General features: G+C 61.9%; 21 protein-coding genes, 2 rRNA genes and 1 pseudogene (1 of these 24 running past the window's edge). 13 read left to right on the forward strand and 11 right to left on the reverse strand.

Features of this window, described 5'->3' with window-relative positions; all coding sequences use genetic code 11:
- Both C2U47_RS10775 and rrf read left to right on the forward strand, forming a co-directional pair.
- A 23S ribosomal RNA gene (locus C2U47_RS10775) occupies positions 1-2,129 on the forward strand; it begins 760 nt to the left of the window's first position.
- 79 nt (positions 2,130-2,208) lie between these two features.
- Positions 2,209-2,323 (forward strand): 5S ribosomal RNA (gene rrf / locus C2U47_RS10780).
- Between the two features lie 101 nt (positions 2,324-2,424).
- Here the strand turns inward: rrf and C2U47_RS10785 are convergent.
- From C2U47_RS10785 to ilvY, 3 genes are all read right to left on the reverse strand, one after another.
- Positions 2,425-4,998 carry a bifunctional acetate--CoA ligase family protein/GNAT family N-acetyltransferase gene (locus tag C2U47_RS10785; RefSeq protein WP_049636092.1) on the reverse strand — a complete coding sequence of 858 codons (2,574 nt, stop codon included), beginning with the start codon at positions 4,996-4,998 and terminating at the stop codon, positions 2,425-2,427.
- Between the two features lie 90 nt (positions 4,999-5,088).
- Complete coding sequence (locus C2U47_RS10790) at positions 5,089-5,280, reverse strand: hypothetical protein (protein ID WP_010676124.1); 192 nt, start codon at positions 5,278-5,280, stop codon at positions 5,089-5,091.
- A gap of 107 nt (positions 5,281-5,387) precedes the next feature.
- Positions 5,388-6,281 (reverse strand): HTH-type transcriptional activator IlvY, encoded by an 894-nt coding sequence (gene ilvY / locus C2U47_RS10795; protein ID WP_043153306.1) that lies wholly within the window; start codon positions 6,279-6,281, stop codon positions 5,388-5,390.
- A gap of 193 nt (positions 6,282-6,474) precedes the next feature.
- Here ilvY and ilvC point away from each other — a divergent pair, with 193 nt between their 5' ends.
- Positions 6,475-7,956 carry a ketol-acid reductoisomerase gene (ilvC, locus tag C2U47_RS10800; protein ID WP_039041087.1) on the forward strand — a complete coding sequence of 494 codons (1,482 nt, stop codon included), beginning with the start codon at positions 6,475-6,477 and terminating at the stop codon, positions 7,954-7,956.
- 163 nt (positions 7,957-8,119) lie between these two features.
- Here the strand turns inward: ilvC and pgi are convergent, their stop codons facing one another.
- Positions 8,120-9,769 (reverse strand): glucose-6-phosphate isomerase, encoded by a 1,650-nt coding sequence (gene pgi / locus C2U47_RS10805; protein WP_049636091.1) that lies wholly within the window; start codon positions 9,767-9,769, stop codon positions 8,120-8,122.
- Between the two features lie 421 nt (positions 9,770-10,190).
- On the opposite strand from pgi, the gene C2U47_RS10810 reads away from it, so the two are divergent.
- On the forward strand, positions 10,191-10,379 hold the full coding sequence (locus C2U47_RS10810) for a hypothetical protein (protein WP_029314882.1): 189 nt from the start codon (positions 10,191-10,193) through the stop codon (positions 10,377-10,379).
- Between the two features lie 115 nt (positions 10,380-10,494).
- On the opposite strand, the gene C2U47_RS10815 is transcribed toward C2U47_RS10810, so the two are convergent.
- The 5 genes and pseudogenes from C2U47_RS10815 to coaBC form a co-directional block, all read right to left on the reverse strand.
- Complete coding sequence (locus C2U47_RS10815; RefSeq protein WP_042864726.1) at positions 10,495-11,331, reverse strand: mechanosensitive ion channel domain-containing protein; 837 nt, start codon at positions 11,329-11,331, stop codon at positions 10,495-10,497.
- A 284-nt stretch (positions 11,332-11,615) separates the two neighbouring features.
- Positions 11,616-11,699, reverse strand: a pseudogene (locus C2U47_RS10820) (nucleoid occlusion factor SlmA); the annotation flags it as partial.
- 138 nt (positions 11,700-11,837) lie between these two features.
- Positions 11,838-12,434: a nucleoid occlusion factor SlmA gene (gene slmA / locus C2U47_RS10825; RefSeq protein ID WP_010676117.1), complete on the reverse strand. Its 597-nt coding sequence runs from the start codon at positions 12,432-12,434 to the stop codon at positions 11,838-11,840.
- A 70-nt stretch (positions 12,435-12,504) separates the two neighbouring features.
- Positions 12,505-12,963, reverse strand: coding sequence for a dUTP diphosphatase (gene dut, locus C2U47_RS10830; RefSeq protein WP_010676116.1), 459 nt, complete (start codon positions 12,961-12,963; stop codon positions 12,505-12,507).
- Positions 12,964-13,039: 76 nt separating this feature from the next.
- A complete protein-coding gene (gene coaBC, locus C2U47_RS10835; RefSeq protein ID WP_042879081.1) occupies positions 13,040-14,242 on the reverse strand; it encodes a bifunctional phosphopantothenoylcysteine decarboxylase/phosphopantothenate--cysteine ligase CoaBC in 1,203 nt (400 codons plus the stop codon).
- A gap of 147 nt (positions 14,243-14,389) precedes the next feature.
- Between coaBC and radC the strand changes: the two genes are divergently transcribed.
- The 6 genes from radC (at position 14,390) to C2U47_RS10865 (ending at position 18,038) form a co-directional block, all read left to right on the forward strand.
- Complete coding sequence (gene radC / locus C2U47_RS10840; protein ID WP_039040991.1) at positions 14,390-15,064, forward strand: RadC family protein; 675 nt, start codon at positions 14,390-14,392, stop codon at positions 15,062-15,064.
- Positions 15,065-15,200: 136 nt separating this feature from the next.
- Entirely contained in the window at positions 15,201-15,437 is a 237-nt protein-coding gene (rpmB, locus tag C2U47_RS10845) for a 50S ribosomal protein L28 (protein ID WP_005307492.1), read from the forward strand.
- Positions 15,438-15,448: 11 nt separating this feature from the next.
- Positions 15,449-15,616, forward strand: a complete 168-nt coding sequence (rpmG, locus tag C2U47_RS10850; protein ID WP_005323752.1) for a 50S ribosomal protein L33 — start codon at positions 15,449-15,451, stop codon at positions 15,614-15,616.
- 90 nt (positions 15,617-15,706) lie between these two features.
- A complete protein-coding gene (locus C2U47_RS10855) occupies positions 15,707-16,162 on the forward strand; it encodes a hypothetical protein (RefSeq protein ID WP_102948964.1) in 456 nt (151 codons plus the stop codon).
- 14 nt (positions 16,163-16,176) lie between these two features.
- On the forward strand, positions 16,177-16,989 hold the full coding sequence (gene mutM / locus C2U47_RS10860) for a bifunctional DNA-formamidopyrimidine glycosylase/DNA-(apurinic or apyrimidinic site) lyase (RefSeq protein ID WP_049636089.1): 813 nt from the start codon (positions 16,177-16,179) through the stop codon (positions 16,987-16,989).
- Between the two features lie 176 nt (positions 16,990-17,165).
- A complete protein-coding gene (locus C2U47_RS10865; protein WP_049636088.1) occupies positions 17,166-18,038 on the forward strand; it encodes a VirK/YbjX family protein in 873 nt (290 codons plus the stop codon).
- Positions 18,039-18,111: 73 nt separating this feature from the next.
- Here the strand turns inward: C2U47_RS10865 and coaD are convergent, their stop codons facing one another.
- Positions 18,112-18,594 carry a pantetheine-phosphate adenylyltransferase gene (gene coaD, locus C2U47_RS10870; RefSeq protein WP_010676110.1) on the reverse strand — a complete coding sequence of 161 codons (483 nt, stop codon included), beginning with the start codon at positions 18,592-18,594 and terminating at the stop codon, positions 18,112-18,114.
- Between the two features lie 221 nt (positions 18,595-18,815).
- On the opposite strand from coaD, the gene C2U47_RS10875 reads away from it, so the two are divergent.
- Positions 18,816-19,859, forward strand: a complete 1,044-nt coding sequence (locus C2U47_RS10875) for a glycosyltransferase family 9 protein (RefSeq protein ID WP_010676109.1) — start codon at positions 18,816-18,818, stop codon at positions 19,857-19,859.
- Positions 19,860-20,199: 340 nt separating this feature from the next.
- On the opposite strand, the gene C2U47_RS10880 is transcribed toward C2U47_RS10875, so the two are convergent.
- Positions 20,200-20,976, reverse strand: a complete 777-nt coding sequence (locus C2U47_RS10880) for a glycosyltransferase family 2 protein (protein WP_010676108.1) — start codon at positions 20,974-20,976, stop codon at positions 20,200-20,202.
- Positions 20,977-21,315: 339 nt separating this feature from the next.
- On the opposite strand from C2U47_RS10880, the gene waaF reads away from it, so the two are divergent.
- Positions 21,316-22,413: a lipopolysaccharide heptosyltransferase II gene (gene waaF / locus C2U47_RS10885; protein WP_010676107.1), complete on the forward strand. Its 1,098-nt coding sequence runs from the start codon at positions 21,316-21,318 to the stop codon at positions 22,411-22,413.
- 1 nt (position 22,414) lies between these two features.
- A complete protein-coding gene (gene waaA / locus C2U47_RS10890; RefSeq protein ID WP_049636087.1) occupies positions 22,415-23,683 on the forward strand; it encodes a lipid IV(A) 3-deoxy-D-manno-octulosonic acid transferase in 1,269 nt (422 codons plus the stop codon).
- The last annotated feature ends 48 nt before the right edge of the window (positions 23,684-23,731 follow it).

Consider the following 23,731-nt stretch of genomic DNA (forward strand, 5'->3'; position numbering starts at 1 on the left):
CTGGGGGTGAAAGGCCAATCAAACTCGGAGATAGCTGGTTCTCCCCGAAAGCTATTTAGGTAGCGCCTCGGACGAATACTACTGGGGGTAGAGCACTGTTTGGGCTAGGGGGTCATCCCGACTTACCAACCCCATGCAAACTCCGAATACCAGTAAGTAATATCCGGGAGACACACGGCGGGTGCTAACGTCCGTCGTGAAGAGGGAAACAACCCAGACCGCCGGCTAAGGTCCCAAAGTTCTGGTTAAGTGGGAAACGATGTGGGAAGGCTCAGACAGCTAGGATGTTGGCTTAGAAGCAGCCATCATTTAAAGAAAGCGTAATAGCTCACTAGTCGAGTCGGCCTGCGCGGAAGATGTAACGGGGCTCAAACCAGGCACCGAAGCCGCGGATTCACACTAAGTGTGAGTGGTAGGGGAGCGTTCTGTAAGTCTGCGAAGGTGTGTCGAGAGGCATGCTGGAGATATCAGAAGTGCGAATGCTGACGTAAGTAACGATAAAGGGGGTGAAAAGCCTCCTCGCCGGAAGACCAAGGGTTCCTGTCCAACGTTAATCGGGGCAGGGTGAGTCGACCCCTAAGGTGAGGCCGAAAGGCGTAATCGATGGGAAGCAGGTTAATATTCCTGCACGACTTGTAATTGCGATGGGGGGACGGAGAAGGCTAGGTGGGCCAGGCGACGGTTGTCCTGGTGAAAGTGCGTAGGTGGTGTTTCTAGGCAAATCCGGAGACACAACACTGAGACACGAGACGAACGCACCACGGTGCGGAAGCCATTGATGCCCTGCTTCCAGGAAAAGCCTCTAAGCTTCAGATTACAAGTCATCGTACCCCAAACCGACACAGGTGGTCGGGTAGAGAATACCAAGGCGCTTGAGAGAACTCGGGTGAAGGAACTAGGCAAAATAGAACCGTAACTTCGGGAGAAGGTTCGCTCTTGATGGTGAAGTCCCTTGCGGATGGAGCTGTCGGGAGTCGCAGTGACCAGATGGCTGGGACTGTTTATCAAAAACACAGCACTCTGCAAACACGAAAGTGGACGTATAGGGTGTGACACCTGCCCGGTGCCGGAAGGTTAATTGATGGGGTTAGCGCAAGCGAAGCTCTTGATCGAAGCCCCGGTAAACGGCGGCCGTAACTATAACGGTCCTAAGGTAGCGAAATTCCTTGTCGGGTAAGTTCCGACCTGCACGAATGGTGTAACCATGGCCATGCTGTCTCCACCCGAGACTCAGTGAAATCGAATTCGCCGTGAAGATGCGGTGTACCCGCGGCTAGACGGAAAGACCCCGTGAACCTTTACTACAGCTTGGCACTGAACATTGAACCTACATGTGTAGGATAGGTGGGAGGCTTTGAAGGCGTGACGCCAGTTGCGCTGGAGCCGTCCTTGAAATACCACCCTTGTATGTTTGATGTTCTAACGCAGGGCCCTGAATCGGGCTCGCGGACAGTGCCTGGTGGGTAGTTTGACTGGGGCGGTCTCCTCCCAAAGAGTAACGGAGGAGCACGAAGGTTGGCTAATCCTGGTCGGACATCAGGAGGTTAGTGCAATGGCATAAGCCAGCTTAACTGCGAGACGGACAGGTCGAGCAGGTACGAAAGTAGGTCATAGTGATCCGGTGGTTCTGAATGGAAGGGCCATCGCTCAACGGATAAAAGGTACTCCGGGGATAACAGGCTGATACCGCCCAAGAGTTCATATCGACGGCGGTGTTTGGCACCTCGATGTCGGCTCATCACATCCTGGGGCTGAAGTCGGTCCCAAGGGTATGGCTGTTCGCCATTTAAAGTGGTACGCGAGCTGGGTTCAGAACGTCGTGAGACAGTTCGGTCCCTATCTGCCGTGGGCGTTGGATGATTGAAGGGAGTTGCTCCTAGTACGAGAGGACCGGAGTGAACGAACCTCTGGTGTTCGGGTTGTCACGCCAGTGGCACTGCCCGGTAGCTAAGTTCGGAATCGATAACCGCTGAAAGCATCTAAGCGGGAAGCGAGCCCTGAGATGAGTCATCCCTGACCCCTTGAGGGTCCTAAAGGGCCGTTGGAGACCACAACGTTGATAGGTGGGGTGTGTAAGCGTAGCGATACGTTGAGCTAACCCATACTAATTACCCGTGAGGCTTAACCATACAACACCCAAGAAGTGTTTCTGGCCTTGTAGCGAATGAACGAATTACTTACATCAGCTTTCTCAGATTGAAGATTTTGCCTGGCGGCAATAGCGCAGTGGAACCACCTGACCCCATGCCGAACTCAGAAGTGAAACGCTGTAGCGCCGATGGTAGTGTGGCATTCGCCATGCGAGAGTAGGACACTGCCAGGCACCCAATACAAGAAACCCCGCTCACTCGAGCGGGGTTTTTTATTGCCTGAAATTCACGTTATCCATCCATATCTGGTTGATTTACCACCACGATTGCATCGTTATACAACCTGATCAGCGCAGGGAAGCTCCATGTTGACTATCCCATCTTCCAGCTGAATATCGATCTTGAAACCGAGCCGTTTGGCCAGATTGATCATGCCGCGATTGCTGGGCATGGTCATGCCAGAGAGCTGGCCTATGCCACGCTCTCTGGCATAGCGCACGATCTTTTCCATCATCAACTTGCCGAGTCCGAGGCCTTTCAAGTCTGAGCGGACCAGGATGGCAAACTCCGCATCCGATTGATCCGGGCTGGCAATGGCTCGCACCACTCCCAGGATCTGCTGGCTGAAAGGGCCGTCCTGACCCACGGCGACGAAGGCCATTTCCCGGTCATAATCGATCTGGGTCATGCGGGCCAGCTCCTCATGCCCCAGCTCCCCCACGTCGGCGAAGAAGCGTTTGTACCTGTCTTCATCAGACACCTGCCGCACGAACTGCTTGTGGGCCGGCTCGTCTTCGGGGCGAATGGGGCGCAGCAGCACATGACTCTGATCTTTCAGCCAGGCACCCTCTTCCAGCTCGGTGGGATAGGGGCGAATGGCCAGTGGCAGAACTTGTTGTCCTCGCTCTGCCAGGACGAGCCGGGCATCCAGGATCACCATCTCTTCATCACAGGCCTGCAGCGGGTGCAGATCCAGTTCTTGTATCTCGGGGAAGGCCAGCAGCAGCTCGGAGAGCTGGCACAGCACCTGGCCGAGGGCGTCGATATCGAGCCGTACCGGACTGGCCTGCTCGCGGATCTTGCCATCCTTGAGGGCACCAATGATCTGGTAGCGAGCCAGTGCCTGGTTGAGGGGAGGAAGGGCCGCGACCATGTCGCGGGGCTCGGCGCCGGATTCCCCGAGCAGGATGACGGGGCCGAAGACCGGATCCTGCTGCAAGCGGATCCGCAGCTCCAGACCCCCGCTGCGGCGTGCCATGCGTTGTACCAGAAGCCCTTCTATGCGGGCGCCAGGATCGCGCTGACGTACCCTGTCTAGAATGGCATCCGCCGCCTGGGCGACTTCCGCCGAGGTGCGCAGGTTCAGCATGACACCGTGTACATCGGATTTGTGGGCGATGTCGGGAGATCGCAGCTTCACCGCTACGGGGTAGCCAATCTGTTCTGCAGTCAGTGCTGCCTCGATGGCATCGGAGACGATCCAGGTCGCGAGGGTGGATAGCCCGGCTGCCTGCAAGATGGGATGGGCCAGGTGGGTGTCCAGCACCCGCTGCTGGCGGTCCAGCGCTTGCCCAAGGAGCTGCTGGCAGCGCTCGACATCGAGCCTGTCGCCTTGCAGGGAGGCCGGTGTTTCCATCAACTGTTTCTGGTTGCGGCGATATTCCACCATGTGCATGAAGGCCGTGACGGCGCTTTCCGGGGTGCGATAGGTCGGGATGCCCGCCTCGTTGAACAGGCGTCTCCCCTCTTGGGCGGAGTATTCGCCTGCCCAGTTGGTCAGTATGTTGAATCGTCTGGCCCTGGGATGCTGCTTGATGAAGTCGATCAGGTTGCTGGCGAGGGTGACACCTCGGGCGGTGAGGGACGGTGCATGGATCAGCAGGATGGCATCGGCACTGTCCCCTTGGAGCAGCGTCTCGAGTGCACTCTTGTAGGCCTCGATATCTGCATCGCTGCCGATGTCGAGGGGTGGCATCGCCAGCTTGCCTCCCCGAGACAGCAGTACGTCTGCGGCCATGTTGGCGAGACCGCGCCCGTTGGAGAGGATGGCGAGCCGCTCCCCCTTGAGGGTCAGGGAGTGGCTCAGGGTCTCGACAGTGGCAAACAGTTCGTGGGTATCCCGGACGCGCAGCATGCCAGCCCGGCGGATGGCGGCATCATAGACATTGTCGAGACCGTTGGCCGGGTCGTGCCGACCGCTCTTGAGGATCAGGATGGGTTTGTTACGCGAGGCGGCACGGGCGGCGGAGAGAAAGTGCCTGGCATCGTGCAGCTTGTCCATGTAGATCAGGATGGCGCGGGTCGTCCCGTCCCGGGAGAGCTGATCCAGCAGTTGGCCAAAGTCGATGTCGCAATGATCGCCTAGGGAGATGAAGGCCGAGAAGCCGATTTCGCGCTGCTTGGCCCAATCCAGGATGGTGGTGCTGACCGCTGCAGACTGGGAGAGAAACGCCACCTGTCCCGGAGTCGCTGCAATGGGGGAAAAGCTGGCGTTGATACCCTGCCCGGGGAGCAGCATGCCCATGCTGTTGGGGCCGAGCAGCCGGATGCCGTATTGCTGGCACAGATGCTTGAGCCGCAGGCGCTCGTCAGTGGAGAACTGGGCGGCCAGTATGATGGCGGCTCCGGTTCCTTTCTTGCCGAGCTCCTCGATGAGCGGCAGTACCCGTTCGCGCCGGGTACAGACGATGGCGAGATCGGGGGAGAAGGGAAGGCTCTCTATGTCCGGATAGGCGAGCACGCCAGCGATGGCCTGGCTGCGGGGGGCTACGGGTAGTATAGGGCCCTGGAACTGACCCGCCAGCAGGTGCCGGATGACCACATGGCCTGCCTTCTGCGGATCACTGGAGGCGCCGATGACGGCGATCGAGTGAGGTTTGAAGAGCCGATCCAGGCCGCTTTGTTTCATGGGCACTCCTCGTGGTGGCCCCCGGGGCGAGGGGGACGGATGGTGCCAGTCTAATACGCTTTGCGTGCGGGTTCTGTGACCGATTGCGGATCACGATCTGGCCAGTGCGCTGGCGCGCAGATAAAAGCGCAGCTCCCCCTGAATGCATTGCACCGTGGCGAGGTGCCTGTCCTGGAGATAGATCTCCTGCTCCCGATCGAGTTCATGGCGCTGGACCCCGAGGCTTTGCAGATATTCTGCGAACAGGATGGCACTGCGGATTTCGACAAGATGCTGGCTCACGCTCTATTCCTTGATGGTGGCTGGATGGTGCCGGCCAGTGTCCCCTCTTCTCCCCCACTTTCATACTGATACATTTGACACTCACAGTGGCTCCGACGCCTGCCGGATCAGCGAAGGCCTCCCTGGCCGCGTGCGGTGTCCCAGAAGGCGCGGATCAGCGGCTCTTCCAGCCGCTTCTTGAGCACGGCGATGCCGACGTCGAACGCCTTGAGCGCCGGTTTGGGCTCTACCACACGCACCTTGTCCCCCATGGGGCTGTGATCGATGACGGCGGCAGGCACGACACCCACACCGAAGCCGAGGGCCACCATGGCGACGATGCCCTCGTTGCCCGCCACTTCTGCATAGATGTTGGGAGCTATCCCCTTGTTGCGAAACCATTGATCACAGCGCTTTCGGGCCAGCCCCTGCTCGGAGAGGATCAGTGGCAGCCGCTCCCAGTCTGGCTCTCCCTGAGAAAACCACTGGCTCTGCTGCGGTGCGGTGCGGGGGGCGATGAACACCAGCGGTACCTGCTGCAGACTGGCAAATTCCAGCTTGGCGGAGAGGGCATCCGGGCGGGCGGCGATGGCGAGATCGGCTTCGTCAGCCAGGATCTTGTCCACCGCCAGCGCCGGGTCGCCGGTCTCCAGCTTGATCTCCAGCTGGGGATAACGGCGGCGAAAGCGCTCCAGTACTTCGGGCAACAGAAAGTAGCTGGCGGTGACCGAACAGAAGACCCGCAACCGCCCTTGCAGCGGCTCGTCGCTGCGCTTGAGCTCCTGTTTGAGTTGGCGCCACTCCTGCAGCAAGGCACCGCCAAACTCCCGCAGCTTGTCACCAGCAGGGGTGAGCCGCACCGAGCGGTTGTCCCGCTCGAACAGCACGCAGCCGGTCTCCTGTTCCAGTCGCTGGATGGCGCGGCTCAGGGTGGAGGGGCTGACCGCCATGGCATCGGCGCTTTTGCCGAAGTGGAGGGAGTCGGCGAGGTGGAGAAACAGTTCGAGATTGCGAAGGTCCATCTTTTTATTCCTGCGGCGTTGTCAGGCGCCCTGTAGCACGATGGCTCGGCGGCGGGAGATTGCGGGAAATCACATTTCAATTCCTGCAACGTACTGTTTCGAATATATCAGTTCAGGCAATAAGTGTCCCGCGCTATAGTGGTTTCGACAACGCCGCCATCCGGCATGGAATCAATCGAACGGAGCAATCACCATGGCTAACTATTTCAACACCTTGAACCTGCGTCAGCAGTTGGCCCAGCTGGGCAAGTGTCGTTTCATGCAGCGCGAAGAGTTCGCGGACGGCTGCAACGTGCTGAAGGGCAAGAAGGTGGTGATTGTGGGCTGTGGCGCCCAGGGCCTGAACCAGGGTCTGAACATGCGCGACTCCGGGCTGGACATCTCCTACGCCCTGCGCAAGGCCGCCATCACCGAGAAGCGCGCCTCCTGGCAGAAGGCCACCGACAACGGCTTCGTGGTCGGCACCTATGAAGAGCTGATCCCGACCGCCGATCTGGTGCTGAACCTGACTCCGGACAAGCAGCACTCCGACGTCGTCAAAACCGTGATGCCGCTGATGAAGCAGGGCGCCGCGCTGGGCTACTCCCACGGCTTCAACGTGGTGGAAGAGGGGCAGCAGATCCGTTCCGACATCACCGTCGTGATGGTTGCGCCCAAGTGCCCGGGTACCGAAGTGCGTGAAGAGTACAAGCGCGGCTTCGGCGTACCGACCCTGATCGCCGTCCACCCGGAGAACGATCCCCAGGGCGAGGGCATGGCCATCGCCAAGGCGTGGGCCTCTGCTACCGGTGGTGACCGTGCCGGCGTGCTGGAATCCTCCTTCGTCGCGGAAGTGAAATCCGACCTGATGGGCGAGCAGACCATTCTGTGCGGCATGCTGCAGGCCGGTTCCCTGCTCTGCTACGACAAGCTGGTTGCCGAGGGCACCGACCCGGCCTATGCCGGCAAGCTGATCCAGTTCGGCTGGGAGACCATCACCGAGGCCCTGAAGCAGGGCGGCATCAGCTTGATGATGGACCGCCTCTCCAACCCGGCCAAGCTGCGTGCCTTCGAGCTCTCCGAGCAACTGCGCACCCTGATGCGTCCGCTGTTCGAGAAGCACATGGATGACATCATCGCCGGCGAGTTCTCCCGCGGCATGATGGCTGACTGGGCCGAAGACGATGCCAAGCTGTTCGGTTGGCGCGAAGAGACCGGCAAGTCCGCCTTCGAGAATGCCCCTGCCTATGCCGGCAAGATCGCCGAGCAGGAGTACTTCGACAATGGCGTGGTCATGGTGGCCATGGTCAAGGCGGGTGTGGAGCTGGCGTTCGAAACCATGGTGGCCTCCGGTATCTATGAAGAGTCTGCCTACTACGAGTCTCTGCACGAGCTGCCGCTGATCGCCAACACCGTCGCCCGCAAGCGTCTGTACGAGATGAACGTGGTCATCTCCGACACCGCGGAGTACGGCAACTACCTGTTCGCCAACGCCGCCGTGCCGCTGCTGCGTGAGCACTTCATGCCGACCCTGCAAGCAGGGGACCTGGGCAGTGCCCGTGCCGAGAGCAAGGCGGTGGACAACCTGGCCCTGCTGGCTGCCAACGAAGCGACCCGCAACCACCCGATCGAGAAGATCGGCCAGACCCTGCGTGGTTACATGAAGGACATGAAGCGTATTGCCGTCGGCGGTTAAGCCTTCGCTGAGCGGCATCGGAAGGGGCGGGGATGACGATCCCCGTTACTGGCTGGCTTAGACACCTGGCCTGTCGTCCGGATGATGCAAACAGACAGATTGAAGCCTATAAAAAAGCCCCGCTCATCGAGCGGGGCTTTTGCATTCTGGAGGGCGGGAGCAATCAGGCCTTCCAGGCTTTCCAGGTGTTGATCAGGCCGTTGGTGGAACCGTCGTGGCTGGTGACGGCTTCATCGGTGCCCAGCTCCGGCAGGATCTTGTTGGCCAGCTGTTTGCCCAGCTCCACACCCCACTGGTCGAAGGAGAAGATGTTCCAGATTGCACCCTGTACGAAGATCTTGTGCTCGTACATGGCGATCAGGGAGCCGAGAGTTTTCGGGGTCAGCTGCTTGAAGAGGATGGAGTTGGTCGGGCGGTTGCCTTCGAACACCTTGAACGGCACCAGATCCTTGACCTGCTCCAGGGTCTTGCCGGCGGCCAGGAACTCGGCCTCCACCGCTTCCTTGCTCTTGCCGAAGGCCAGGGCCTCGGTCTGGGCGAAGAAGTTGGCCAGGAGCTTCGGATGGTGGTCACCGATGGGGTTATGGCTGATGGCCGGCGCTAGGAAGTCGCAGGGGATCAGCTTGGTGCCCTGGTGGATCAGCTGGTAGAAGGCGTGCTGGCCGTTGGTACCCGGCTCACCCCAGATGATGGGGCCGGTCTGGTAGTCCACCGGATTGCCGTCGCGGTCCACGTACTTGCCGTTGGACTCCATGTTGCCTTGCTGGAAGTAGGCAGGGAAGCGATGCATGTACTGATCGTACGGCAGGATGGCTTCGGACTCGGCACCATGGAAGTTGTTGTACCACAGGCCAATCAGGGCCAGCAGTACGGGCACGTTCTGTTCATTGGCGGCAGTGGCGAAGTGCATGTCCATCTCGAAGGCGCCTTGCAGCAGGGCCTCGAAGTGCTCGAAGCCGAGGGAGAGGGCGATGGGCATGCCGATGGCGGACCAGGAGGAGTAACGACCGCCGACCCAGTCCCAGAACTCGAACATGTTGTCGGTGTCGATGCCGAACTCGGCCACGGCCTTGCCGTTGGTAGACAGGGCGGCGAAGTGCTTGGCCACGTGAGCCTTGTCACCGGCGTGACCGAGGAACCAGTCGCGGGCGGTCAGGGCGTTGGTCATGGTCTCCTGGGTGGTGAAGGTCTTTGAGGCCACCAGGAACAGGGTGGTTTCCGGATCGATCTTCTTGAGCGTCTCGGCGATGTGAGTGCCGTCGACGTTGGAGACGAAGTGCATCTCCAGGTGATTCTTGTAGGGGCGCAGGGCCTCGGTGATCATGACGGGGCCCAGATCGGAGCCACCAATGCCGATGTTGACCACGTGCTGGATGGCCTTGCCGGTATAGCCCTTCCACTCGCCACCGATGACTTTCTCGCAGAAGCCCTTCATCTTGGCCAGTACGGCGTTCACTTCCGGCATCACGTCCTTGCCGTCAACCTCGATGGGACGGTCGGAGCGGTTGCGCAGGGCGGTGTGCAGTACGGCGCGTCCTTCGGTCATGTTGATCTTGTCGCCGTTGAACATGGCGTCGATGGCGCTGCGCAGATCGGTCTCGCCAGCCAGGTTCACCAGCAGCTTGAGGGTCTCTTCGGTGATCAGGTTCTTGGAGTAGTCGACCAGGATGTCGCCACCGAAGGTGAGGGAGAACTTGTCAAAACGCTTGGGATCCTGTGCGAACAGATCCTTGAGACGCATCTCCTTGTTGGCTGCAAAATGGGCTTCCAGTGCCTGCCAGGCCTGGGTCCGGGTTGGATTGATATTTTTCATAGGATTATCAGTCTTCCAAGTTGTGTTTGAACCTTGCAGGCAAGGCTCCCGCCAAACCTTATTATGCGAGCATTATACCGGGCACTCCGTGCGCCCCGTGTAACAGAGCATTACCAATTGTCTGCAACGAGGGAGTGTACAACCAAAACAGTGCGATTATGAGTCACTCAGTACCCCGGGATCTTGCGTTCGCGCATGCTTGCTCGGGTTGAAAAGGCTTTCATTTCAAGGGGAGCGCGGCCGTGGCTCTGGAAAGCTGGCGTGACAGATCAAAGGGTATTCAACAGACGCTCATCGGACGGTTTTTTGAGCAGGCGCAAATGGTGGGCAACAGACGCTGGCTATCATATGAGCCGAATGGACGAGATCTCCCAGGGATGGCCAAGGTATGGAATCAATGGTGTGGAATGAGGAGATCGAGATGAAAGCCCTGTTATCCCTGTTTGCCCTGAGCCTGATCGCCACCGGCCTCATCGGTTTGCTGACCCTGACGCTGGCCAATGCGGCGCCGACGCTGGAGATCCGCGTACTGGCGGTGATCGGAGCCGTGCTGGGGGGTTATGTGCTGATGCAGCCCCTGCTCAACCGGGTTGCACGCCGGCTGGGGTGAGAACGCGGTGCGACCTGGTGCGCAAGACCGGCCTGTGGCCGGTTTTTTCATGTCACAGAAGGCAGAAACGACAGTGCCAGCCCGAAGGCTGGCACTGGAGAACGCACACCGAGGATCAATCCGCAGTCTTTTGCATGTGGACCACACGCTGGGGGAAGGGAATCTCGATGCCCTCGGCGTCGAAGGTGAGCTTCACCTTCTCGTGGAAGTCGAACCAGACACCCCAGTAATCACCGGTCTTGACCCAGGGACGCACCACGATATTGACCGAGGAGTCGGCCAGCGCGGCAACGGCAATGGTGGCGGCCTGCTCCTTCAGGATGCGGGGCTCTTCGCTCACCAGCCGCTCCAGGATCTGTTTGGCCTTGCGCAGGTCGGAGCCGTAGCCGATGCCGAAGGTCATGTCGACGCGGCGGGTATCCATGCGCGAGTAGTTGACGATGGTGCCGTTGAGGATGGCGGAGTTCGGCACTACCACCATCTTGTTGTCACCCGAGGTGAGGGTGGTGGTGAAGAGCTGCACCGATTGCACAACGCCATTGGTGCCTGCCACCTCGATGAATTCCCCTGCCTTGATGGGGCGGAAGATGATGAGCAGGAAACCGGCGGCAAAGTTGGAGAGAGAGCCCTGCAGCGCCAGACCGATGGCCAGACCGGCGGCACCTATGATGGCCACGAAGGAGGCGGTCTGCACCCCGACCCGGCCCAGAGCGGCGATCACCACGAACACCAGAATGGTGTATTTGAGGATGCTGCCGACGAAGTGGGTGACGGTGGTGTCCAGCTTGCGGGTCTGCATCACCTTGACCACGCCACCGCTGAGAAGGTTGGCGGCAATGTAACCGACCAGCAGGGTGATCAGGGCGGCGGCGATGTTGACCGCATACTCGATGATCAGTCCCTGGTTGTTGGTCAGCCAGGTCTGTGCTTCGGTAATGATCTCGGGTTCCATAGGATGTCCTGTTGGTGTGAAGATTTATGGCAGATGAATCTAACACTTGAGCGCGACAAGCTGGGTCGCATCTGGTGCTTGTCTCTTCTTTTGTGCCACAAAAAGCAAGGGAGGCCAAGGCCTCCCGCTTTGTCACAACCCTGCTGGCGCAGGGACGCTGGGCATGTGCGCACTCAGCTTTGCAGCAGCTGGCTGCGGATAAACTGCCACTGATCTTCAAACCCGGCAGTGGGCTTGATGTTGAACTCCGAGCGGACGTGCATTGGTTGATGCGGTCTGCTGGCTCAGCTTTGCAGCAGCTGGCTGCGGATAAACTGCCACTGATCTTCAAAGCCGGCAGTGGGCTTGATTGTGAACTCGGAGCGGACGTGCATTGGTTGATGCGGTCTGCTGGCTCAGCTTTGCAGCAGCTGGCTGCGGATGAACTGCCACTGATCTTCAAAGCCGGCAGTGGGCTTGATTGTGCACTCGGAGCGGACGTGCATTGGTTGATGCGGTCTGCTGGCTCAGCTTTGCAGCAGCTGGCTGCGGATAAACTGCCACTGATCTTCAAACCCGGCGGTGGGCTTGATTTTGAACTCCGAGCGGACGAACTGGCTGATGCGGCCCTCAGTATAGGCCAGCAGCAGGTTGGCCAGCATGGTCTCGTCGAGCTGGAAGCCCTGGCCTTCCCGCAGCCGTTTCTCGCGCAGTACCTGCTTGATCTGGGTCTCCAGCTTGTCGAACAGAATGCTGATGCGATCCCGCAGCCGATCGTGTTCGCCCAGCAGGGCATCGCCATTGAGAATGCGGGTGATGCCGGGGTTGCGCTCGGCGAACACCAGCAGCAGCTGCAGTATGTGATGGCAGCGGGCCATGGTGTCCTTCTCTTCGGCCATGATCAGGTTGACCCGTGACAGCAGGGAATCCTCGATAAAGTCGATCAGCCCCTCGAACATCCTCGCCTTGCTGGGAAAATGCCGGTAGAGGGCCGCCTCGGACACACCGACCTCGGCCGCGAGGCGTGCCGTGGTGATGCGCTGGCCCGGGCTGGTTTCCAGCATGTGGGCGAGTGCCTGCAGGATCTGATCGCGCCGACTCTGTTTCTGGTTACTGCTTGCCATGGATTCCCCTAAAAAAACAATGGCTTGATTCTATTATTTGGCACGTGCCCCAGGGGGCCGTGTGGTCTTGTTATTGGCGACCAGAAGAACCAAACCCGCCTTCACCCCGTTCACTCTGATTGAATTCGTCGACCAACTGGAAGCTGGCCTGTACCACCGGCAGGATCACCAGCTGGGCGATGCGCTCGCCAGGCTGCATGGTGAAGCTGTCGTTGCCACGGTTCCAGACCGAGACCATCAACTGACCCTGGTAGTCGGAGTCGATGAGGCCGACCAGGTTGCCCAGCACGATGCCGTGCTTATGGCCGAGGCCGGAGCGGGGCAGGATGGTGGCGCACAGACCCGGATCCTGGATGTGAATGGCCAGCCCGGTCGGCACCAGCGTGGTGTCGCCCGGGGCCAGGGTCAGCGGGGCATCCAGCAGGGCGCGCAAGTCCATGCCAGCGGAGCCCGGTGTGGCGTAAGCGGGCAGCGGGAAGTCGGTGCCGATGCGGGCATCCAGGATTTTCAGTTCAATTTGTGTCGTCATGAATCTTTTTCAATTGGATCGCCTGGCGATCGGGTGGTACTGCAGGAGCCTGGGGCTCCCGGCATGTTCAATGGGCTCAGGGTCGATAATGGCGTGCAATCAGGGCGACAAGATGACGGGCGAGCGTCAGCTTATCGGCCAGGGGCAGGGCGGCTTGACCCCCTTGCCAGAAGACGGTCAGGGCGTTGTCATCGGCATTGAAACCCTGGCCTGCACGGGACACATCGTTGGCTGCGATCATGTCCAGCCGCTTACGTCGAAGTTTGTCGAGGGCGTATTGTTCCACATCCACGGTTTCGGCGGCAAATCCGACGGTGAAGGGTTTGTCTGACAACGCCCCCACATCGGCGATGATGTCGGGGTTTTTGACCAGGGTCAGCTGCATTTGGTCGTTGTCGCCGGTCTTCTTGATCTTTTGCTCGGCCACCTGGGCGGGACGGTAGTCGGCGACGGCAGCGCAGCCGATAAAGAGGTCGCACTCACCGACCCGGCTCATCACTGCTTCGTGCATCTGCAGGGCACTCTCCACATCGATGCGGGTAACGCCGGCCGGGGTGGCCAGTGCCACCGGGCCGCTCACCAGGGTCACCTCCGCGCCCGCTTCGCGCGCGGCGCGGGCGATGGCGTAGCCCATCTTGCCGGAGCTGTGGTTGCTGATATAGCGCACCGGATCCAGCGCCTCGCGGGTCGGCCCGGCTGTGAGCAGCAGCCTGACGCCTGCCAGGAGCGGTTCGGCGGCGAGCTGCTGGCAGCAGCGTTCCACCAGTTCCAGGGGATCCAGCATCCGGCCCGGGCCCACATCGCCGCAGGCCTGGCTGCCGGAATCCGGCCCCCACAGCTGAATGCCGCGCTCGGCGAGGGTCTGAAGGTTGGCCTGGGTGGCGGCGTTGCGGTACATCTGCTGGTTCATGGCTGGCGCCAGGGCGACAGTCGCCGGGGTGGCAAGGCAGAGGGTGGTGAGCAGCTCGTCCGCCATGCCGGCGGCCATGCGGGCCATCAGGTTGGCGCTGGCGGGGGCGATCAGCACCAGATCGGCCCACTTGGCCAGTTCGATGTGGCCCATGCCCGCCTCGGCAGCCGGGTCCAGCAGACTGTCGGCCACCGGGTGGCCTGAGACGGCTTGCAGGGTCAGCGGGGTGATGAACTCCTTGGCGGAGCGGGTCATCACCACTCGCACCTCGGCCCCCTGATCTTTCAGGCGACGTACCAGTTCGGCACTCTTGTAGGCGGCGATCCCGCCACTGACACCCAACAGGATGCGTTTATCGGCCAATCTCATCTGCTGCTTCTCTTCCGGCTCACTCTGACTGGTCGGCTAAGATAGCACAGGCAATGGGTGGCGACAGAGGCTGACATGGGGGAGTTGTGGTCGGGCTCGCGGGATTCTTTGCTATGTTTTCTCTCAATAGCCATGAGGGAGAGACAAATGAGCATCAAGGAGTGGCCGGAAGAGGAGCGCCCGAGGGAAAAGCTGCTGCGCCGAGGGGCGGCGACGCTCTCCGATGCCGAACTGCTGGCCATCTTCCTGCGCACCGGGGTCAGCGGGTTGAGTGCGGTGGATCTCTCCCGCCAGTTGTTGCAGCAGTTTGGTTCCCTGCGGGCACTGCTGGGGGCCGAGCAGCAGGATTTTTGTGGCGCTCACGGGCTGGGACCTGCCAAGTATGCCCAGTTGCAGGCGGTGCTGGAGATGGGGCGGCGCCATCTGGCCGAACAGTTGCAACGGGGAGAGGCGCTCACCTCGCCCGGGCTTACCCGTGACTTTCTGCAAGCCCAGTTGCGGGATCGGGGGCGGGAGGTGTTCGCCCTGCTGCTGCTCGACAACCAGCACAGGGTCATCCGGTTTGTCGAACTTTTTTACGGCACCCTCGACTCGGCGAGCGTCTGGCCCAGAGAAATCGTGCAGATCGCGCTCAAACATAATGCAGCCGCCGTGATTCTGGCGCATAATCACCCGTCCGGCGTGGCCGAGCCCAGTCGGGCGGACCGCCAGATCACGGATCGGATCCTGGCCGCCCTGGCCCTGGTCGATATCAGAGTGCTTGATCACCTGGTGATCGGTGATGGCATCACGGTTTCTTTCGCAGAGCGTGGTTGGTTGTGACTGGGCTCTGGCACTGTATTAGTTGATCTTTGATCACGGATGCTGTATAAAATGCCGCCTTCTGTTTGCCCCGCAATCGAAGGCCAGCGGGGCAGATATTTGCTCGAGCAATGAAGTAAGATTTGGAGAGACTGACATGTCTAGAGTATGCCAAGTAACCGGCAAGCGCCCGGCAGTTGGTAACAACCGTTCGCACGCTAACAACGCTACCAAGCGTCGTTTCCTGCCGAACCTGCACACTCACCGTTTCTGGGTTGAGAGTGAAAAACGCTTCGTGAGCCTGCGCGTATCCGCAAAAGGCATGCGTATCATCGACAAGCGCGGCGTTGAAGTGGTTCTGGCTGAACTGCGTGCCAGCGGCGTTAAGGTATAAGGAATTAGATCATGGCTAAAGGTATTCGCGATAAGATTCGCCTGAACTCCAGCGCCGGTACTGGTCACTTCTATACCACTACCAAGAACAAGCGCACCATGCCCGAAAAAATGGAGATCAAGAAATTTGATCCCGTGATTCGTCAGCATGTGATCTACAAAGAAGGCAAAATCAAGTAATTACTTGGTTTCGCTGCAAAAACCCGGCCTCGTGCCGGGTTTTTTTATGGCTGGAATTCAGTACACTGCCGATTCGAAGGGAGGCTAGCCATGTTCAAACTGAGCCGCAAAGGCTGGAACAACGTGATCATCGTGGTCGTGTTGATCGTCATTACCCTGTTGCACCGGCTGGAGCAGGCCCAGCAGGAGAACAGTGCCAAACGCGCGCGTCCGCTGTTGCCGGAGAGTGCCGTGGTGCTGACCTGGCAGGGGCCGAGCTGGCAGATAGAGCGTATCGGCCAGGGTTGGCGCAGCGCGCCGGATCTGGGGCTTGGCAACGCCCAGCTGGCGGCCCGCATCGAGGCGTGGCAAGGCTGGCTGCTGCCCCCCGGCGAGCCCGTGCGCGGCACCCCGGTGACCCTCAAGATCTGGATCGCCGGACAGAGCGATCCGGTGGAAGTCGGGCTCTATCAGGACGACGGCAAGTTTGCCGCCCTGCTGCCCTCCTCGACCTGGCTCAGCTTGAGTCAGGCGCAATACCGTGACCTGATGCGTCCCATTCCCTGAACGAGAGATCGCCCATGCCTGAATTACCGGAAGTCGAAGTCAGCCGCCAGGGCATCTCCCCCTGGCTTACCGGCATCAAGGTGACCCGCGTGGTGGTGCGGGACGGCCGCTTGCGCTGGCCCGTGCCCGGCGAGATCCAGGAGCTGGTGGATCTCGTCATCCACCGCGTCAGCCGCCGCGCCAAATACCTGTTGCTGGAGACCGACTTCGGCACCGCCATCCTGCATCTCGGGATGTCCGGCAGCCTGCGGGTGCTGGACATCGGCACCCCGGCCGAGAAGCACGATCACGTGGATATCGAGCTGGCCAACGGCAAGCTGCTGCGGCTCAACGATCCGCGCCGTTTTGGCGCCCTGCTGTGGACCCGCGAACCGGCCGAGGCCCATGCCCTGCTCGCCAAGCTGGGGCCGGAACCCCTCACCGATGCCTTCCATGCCGATTACCTGCGGGAGCGGGCGAAGGGGCGCAGCACCGCCATCAAGCAGTTCCTGATGGACAACCATGTGGTGGTCGGGGTGGGCAACATCTACGCCAACGAGGCGCTCTATGCCGCCGGCATTCATCCCAGGCGGGCGGCGGGCAACATCAGCGCCGAGCGGCTGGGCACCCTGGTGAGCGAGATCAAGCGGGTGCTGGCCGAAGCCATTCACCAGGGGGGCACCACCCTCAAGGATTTCACCAGCGCCGACGGCAAGCCAGGCTATTTCGTGCAGCAGCTGCAGGTTTACGGCCGTGGCGGCCAGCCCTGTTTCCACTGCCACACCCTGCTCACCGAGGTGAAGATGGGCCAGCGAACCACGGTGTTCTGCTCCCACTGCCAACGCTGAAAGAGGGGTTTTTGAGCCGGAACCGGCCAAGTTGTAAGAGAGTATTTCCGGTCTGTTGAAGCGGCGTCAGCCCATGACTACTATCTCGCCAGTTCAGGCTGCGAGGTAATAAAATGACAGCTAAATCAATAGACTGGGAACATTTATCCCGGCAGGGGCACTATTGTGCCCACGATATGGCCCGCTTCCTCTATCCCGAAGACAGCGCCCGCAAGACCTTCAATCGCGGCAAGTTTTTGCTGCGCAGTCTGCTCTACCGTGCGCAGTTGAACCGGGTGTTCGAGCTGTTCCAGAGCGCCCCCCTGCGAGCGCTTCCCGCCCGCCACCCCGAGCTGCTCGACAAGCCGATGCGCCCCTATCGCTTCGCCTGCTCGACGGTGAACCAGCGGGTCAAGATGGTGGAGGATCACTACCGCCTGCTGCTGGGCCTGTACCCCGAGCTCATCGACCCGCTCTATCTGGGGGAGGGGATAGTGCTGGGCCATTATCCCGATGGCGGCTGGCGCATCGTGCTGCGTCACGACGGCACCTTCCGCAGGGAGGCGGAGCTGGCCCTCTCCATCGTCAACGCGCGGGGGGAGCGACTCTACAGCTGTGCCTTCTCCCTGGCGGGCAGCGAACAGGAGCTGGCCCTGGTGATCGGGTCGGTGCAGGGGCCGGAGCCCTGTGTCGAGCAGCCCCAGGAGCAGGTGCGGGCATTGACCCGGGCGGGTCAGGGTCTGAGACCCAAGTCGCTGGTGGTGATGCTGGTGATGGCGCTGGCCGGGGCCATGGGGGCCCACCGGGTCTGTGCGGTACGCATGAAGGCCCACATCTTCCAGGCAAGACGGTACAGCAAGAAGAAGAAAGCCTGCCTGCAGGCGGACTACGACGAGCTGTGGCAGGAGTTTGGCGCCCTCGATCAGGACGCCAACTTCGTGCGGCTGCAACCCGTGGTGCGCAAGCCGCTGGAGGAGGTGGCCGCCAAGAAGCGGGCCATGTACCGGCGTCGCTACGAGTGGCTGGACGGGCTGGAGCGGGCGATCCGCCAGCAGTTTGCCCGCAGCTAGGCGTGCAGTGCCTTGATGCAACAAGGGCTACCCGCGGGTAGCCCTTGTTCGTTTCTGCCCATCAGGGGAGGGATTAGCGCTGCTGCCTGGCGGCGATGGCCTGAGCCACCAGGGGGTCGACGAACTGGTGGATGTCACCTCCGTGCAGCGCCACCTCCTTCACCAGGGTGGAGGAGATGAAGGAGTTCTCCTCCGCCGGGGTGAGGAAGACGCTCTCCAGGGTGGGCATCAGGCGACGGTTCATGTTGGCGAGCTGGAACTCGTATTCGAAGTCGGAGACGGCGCGCAGGCCGCGGATCAGCACGTTGGCCTGCTGCTCCCTGGCAAAATCCACCAGCAGGCCGGAGAAGCCCACCACCTTGACGTTGGGCAGGTGAGCCGTCACCTGCCGGGCCAGCTGAACGCGCTCCTCGAGATCGAACAGCGGCCGTTTGCTCGGGCTGTTGGCCACCCCGACCACCACCTCGTCGAACAGTCTGGCGGCGCGGCCAATGAGATCGGTATGGCCGTTGGTGATGGGATCGAAGGTGCCGGGATAGATTACCTTGTTGGTCATGCTGCTGATTCCTGAAACCGGAAAACTGGTCGCATTATAGGGGCTGTTGCCGGTTTGTCGCGACCGGGATGGCGCGGATTTCTGGCGCTGATCGGCGGCCGGGGTCGCACAAATCGGGGCCCCGTGGTGTCTTCGCTTGAGAATCGCCCTGCATCAGGCAAGAATACCCGCATCGCGCATCAAGCCTCCTTCGCTGGTGACAGGGAGCATAGGGATTTTTTATGAAACGTATTCTGGTAGTCCGCAATGACAAGATTGGTGACTTCATGCTGGCGTGGCCGAGCTTTGCCATGCTCAAGCGCTCCATGGAGTGTCATGTGACTGCCCTGGTTCCCGCCTACACGGCGCCCTTGGCCCGCCTCTGCCCATGGATCGACGAGATCATCCTGGATCCGGGTGCCCGGGCCGACAAGGAGCAGCAACGCGCCCTGCTGGCGCGTATCAAGGCGGCCGCCTTCGATGCCTCCATCTGCCTCTTCTCCAACACCCGCAATGCCAAGCTGGTGTGGAAGGCGCATATTCCCTACCGGCTGGCCCCGGCCACCAAGCTGGCCCAGGTGCTCTACAACCAGCGCCTGGTGCAGCGCCGCTCCCGCTCCCAGAAGCCGGAGTACGAATACAACCTGGATCTGGTGCGCCGCTTCCTCGCCGATCAGCATCAGACCGTGGTGGAGCCACAGGGCCCCTACCTCGGCTTCGACCCCGAGAGCCTGCTGCAGGTGCGCGAGCAGGTCGCCGCCCGTCTCAGGCTCGACGCCAGCCGCCCCTGGCTGATGGTGCATGCGGGCAGCGGTGGCTCGGCCAACAACCTCTCCATCGAGCAGTACTCGCGCCTCATCATCAAGCTCAACCAGGCCTGTCCCGAGTTGCAGTGCGTGCTGACGGCAGGGCCGGGGGAGGAGGGGAAGGCGGAGCAGTTGGCGGCCGAACTGCTGGCCCATGGGGGCAACGGCTGGATCTATCGCTCCGACGAGGGGCTGCCGAAGTTCTGCCAGGTGATGGCCAACGCCGCCCTGTTCGTGGCGGGCAGCACGGGGCCCCTGCACATCGCCGCGGCCATGGACGTGCCGACCGTCGGCTTCTTCCCGGCACACCGTTCGGCGACGCCGCTGCGCTGGCGGCCGCTCAACGGCGAGGGGCGCCATCTGCCCTTCAGCCCGCCGGAAGACAGCGACCACCCGGAGGACATGAGCCAGCTCGATCCCAAGGCCATGGCGGCAGAGATCGCCCGCTGGGCGCCGCCCTTCTGGCGCGCCGAGCGCTGAGAGCGCACACAGAACATACAGACAGGGCCCCGCGGGGCCCTGTCTTGTATGGGGATGAGCCCTGCTGGCAGACCGGCCTACCGGGCGTGGCTCCCGACAGCCCCTTGATGGGCCTGCCCAGGCTCCGGGCAGGGGAATCCTGTCGGTATAAGCCGGAGTCGGGTCATGTTGCCAATATCCATGCATTCGGCTTATAGCGGCCAGTTTTCGTCCGTGGCGCCCGGGTTTGCGCCGTGAGCGGCCCCGCGAGGGCTGCGCTCGCTCCATGGCAATAGGGTTTGCCCCTTGTCCCGCTGGAACAAGGGGTGAGTGATTAATGCGATGTTTGAGGCGCGATGCCCTATTTCGGCTGCTGGGGCTGCTGGCGAACCCAGAGATCGGCGTATTTGACGAAGGTGGAGTGGGCGGAGAGGATGGCCAGCAGCAGGCCCTGCTTGCCGTCGAGGAAACCGGCCTTGAGCAGGTACATCTTGAGGAAGCAGCCGACGGCGTGGACCAGCCCCTGGCCGAGGGATCCCTTCTTGCCGCGGGCGGTGCGCTGATCGGCCCATGCGCGGGCGTAGCCGGCGGATTTGACCAGGTAGTGTTCCAGATCCCGGTAGGTGTAGTGGAGGAGGTCGCCCTGCAGGTTGACGATCTTCATGTTGGCGCGCACCTCCACCTTCTCGTGTACCAGCGCCTCGTTGTAGCCGGTCAGCGCCTTGGGGTAGAGGCGCAGCACCCGATCCGGGTACCAGCCGCTGTGGCGGATGAAGCGGCCGAACACCCAGGAGAGGCGCGGGATGGAGTAGATGGTGTCGCTGGCCGGGTTGGCCATGACCCCCTGGATGGCTTCCCTGAGTTCGGGGGTGAGCCGCTCGTCCGCGTCCAGCCACAGCACCCACTCCGACTGGACATGGGACTGGGCGAGGCGGCGCTGACGGCCGAAACCGGGCCAGGTGGTGTTGACGAAGAAGCGGGCGCCAAATTCGGCGGCGATGGCCGGGGTGTCATCCTGACTGCCGGAGTCGAGAATGACGATTTCATCCGCCAGGCCTTCGAGGGAGGCGAGGCAGGCACGGAGGTTGTCGGCTTCGTTCTTGACGATCAGGACGGCCGCCAGGGTCGGTTTTTTCACAGGCAAGGGACTCTTGTTGGCACCCGGCGGGCGGGTCATGCTCGGATTGGCGCCCATTCTAGCCTAAAACCCCGCGCGGGGCATGACCCGAGGGCCCGGTGGGCCCGCTTTTGAATGCGGGGGAAGGGGAATATCTGCTACCCGGCAGTCGGTGGCCCAGGGCACGCCGTGTCCGGGTCGAAGAGGGCCTCAGGAGGGATGCGCGGGGGAGCAGATCCTGCCAGGTAGGCGTTTTGCGGGAGCAGACGGGTATCTTCTGTTATTTCTTCGGCCTTTCTTGGGGCATAATCTCGCCCAGTAATGATCAACAGCCGGGCCAGTCCCGAGAGAAGACGCGCGATGAAGATATTGGTGATCGGCCCCTCCTGGGTCGGCGACATGGTGATGTCCCAGAGCCTCTACAAGGCGCTCAAGAGCAACCACCCGGGCAGCGAGCTCCATGTGATGGCGCCGGCCTGGTGCGTGGCGCTGCTGGAGCGCATGCCCGAGGTGGACAAGGCCATCCCCATGCCGCTTGGCCACGGTGACTTCAAGCTGGGGGCGCGCCGCCGCCTTGGCAAGCAGCTGGCCGCCGAGCAGTACGATCAGGCCATCATCCAGCCCAACTCCATGAAGTCGGCCCTCATCCCCTGGTTTGCCAGGATCCCGGTGCGCACCGGCTGGAAGGGAGAGCACCGCTTCGGTCTGCTCAACGACATGCGCAGCAACAAGCAGGCCTTCCCGCTGATGGTGGAAGGCTATGTGGCTCTGGCCTATCCCAAGGGGCAGATGAAGAGTCGGGACGACATTCCCGCTATTCCCCACCCCTCCCTGCACGTGGATCTCATCAACCAGGGCAAGGCGCTGGAGCGGCTCGGCCTGAATCGTGCCCGCCCTGTGCTGGTGCTCTGTCCGGGGGCCGAGTTCGGCCCGGCCAAACGTTGGCCGGAGGGGCACTACGCCGTGGTGGCGCAAAAGCACCTCGACGAGGGATGGCAGGTATGGATCTTCGGCTCGGGCAAGGACGTGGACGTGGCCAACACCATCCGCGATCGGATCAATCCCCTGTCGCGCCCCAACTGCCACGTGCTGGCGGGCAAGACCAGCCTGCACGAGGCGATCGATCTCATGGCCCTGGCCGGTCGGGTCATCGCCAACGACTCTGGCCTGATGCACGTCGCCGCCGCCCTCAACCGGCCGCTGATCGGCGTCTACGGCTCCACCTCGCCGCTCTACACGCCGCCCCTGGCGGACAGGGTCGAGATCGTCCACACCGACATCGAATGCCGCCCCTGCTTCAAGCGCACCTGCAAGTTCGGCCACCTCAAGTGCCTGATCGAACTGATGCCGGAACAGGTCATCGAGGCGGGAAATCGGCTGGAGCGTGGGGAAACGGCAGATCTGACCATAGTGCGGCAGCCGGTGGAATCCTCCGCTGCTGAACCAGGTAATAGCTAGCATGATCTACCGGTTGCTCTACAACCTGCTGATCCACTTGGGGTTGCCCCTGGCGCTGCTGGCGCTCTACAAGCCCAAAAAAGGCAAGCCCGGCTTCGGGGCGCGCTGGGCCGAGCATCTGGGACGATTGCCGCCGACCGGACAGGAGGCCCCCCTCTGGATCCATGCGGTGAGCGTGGGGGAGACCCTGGCTATCACCCCCTTCATCCGCGCCCTCAAGGCCGAGCGCCCCGAGCTGCCCATCCTGCTCACCACCACCACCCGCACCGGCGCCGAACAGGCGGCCAAGCTCGGGGATCTGGTAGTGCACCGCTATGCGCCTCTCGACTATCCCTGGGCCGTCTCGGCGTTTCTGAGCACCGTCAAACCCCGCGCCCTCTGGGTGATGGAGACCGAGCTGTGGCCGAACTGGCTGGCGGCCTGCGAGGCACGCCACCTGCCGGTGACCATCCTCAATGCCCGCCTCTCGGAGCGATCCTGTCAGCGCTATGGTCGCTTCCAGGGGGCCTTCGATGCCTTGAGCCGCCCGCTGACCCACCTGCTGTGCCAGCATCAGGACGATGCGGATCGCTTCCATCGGCTGGGCATAGCGCGCAACCGGCTGGCGGTGACCGGATCCATCAAGTTCGACATCCAGTTTGGCGACGAGGTGCAGGCCAGGGGCCGTGCCCTGCGCCAGCAACTGGGGGAGGCACGACCTGTCTGGATCGCCGCCAGTACCCACCAGGGGGAAGACGAGCAGGTGCTGGCCGCCTTCGATCGGGTGCTCAAGGCCCATCCCTCCGCCCTGCTCATCCTGGTGCCGCGCCATCCCGAGCGTTTCGATCGGGTGGCCGAGCTGTGCGCCCCCTACGGTTGCGTGCGGCGTACGGCGGGCAGAGCGGTCGGCGAGAGGGACAAGATCTACCTGGGTGACACCATGGGCGAGCTGCCGCTGATGCTGGCGGCGGCGGATCTCGCCTTTGTCGGTGGCAGCCTGGTGCCCGTGGGCGGTCACAACCTGCTGGAACCGGCGGCGCTGGGCAAACCCTGCTTGACCGGCCCCGTCTATTTCAACTTCAGCGACATCACCCGCCAGCTGGTGGCCCAGGGGGGCGCGGCCGTGGTGGCGGATACAGAGGCGCTCGGCGACAAGGTGAACGCCTTGCTCGCCGATGTGGGCGCCCGCCGCGAGATGGGGGAACACGCCCGGGCCGTGGTGCTGCGCAATCAGGGGGCGCTGGCGCGCACCCTCTCCCATTGCCTCGCCAGCCTGGAAAGTGACGACTGAGGCGGGGCGGCGTGGTGGCCGCCCCGCCAGCATGTCTGCCAAACCCCG

The organism is Aeromonas sp. ASNIH7 (genome assembly GCF_002903485.1).
Lineage (GTDB): Bacteria > Pseudomonadota > Gammaproteobacteria > Enterobacterales > Aeromonadaceae > Aeromonas > Aeromonas caviae.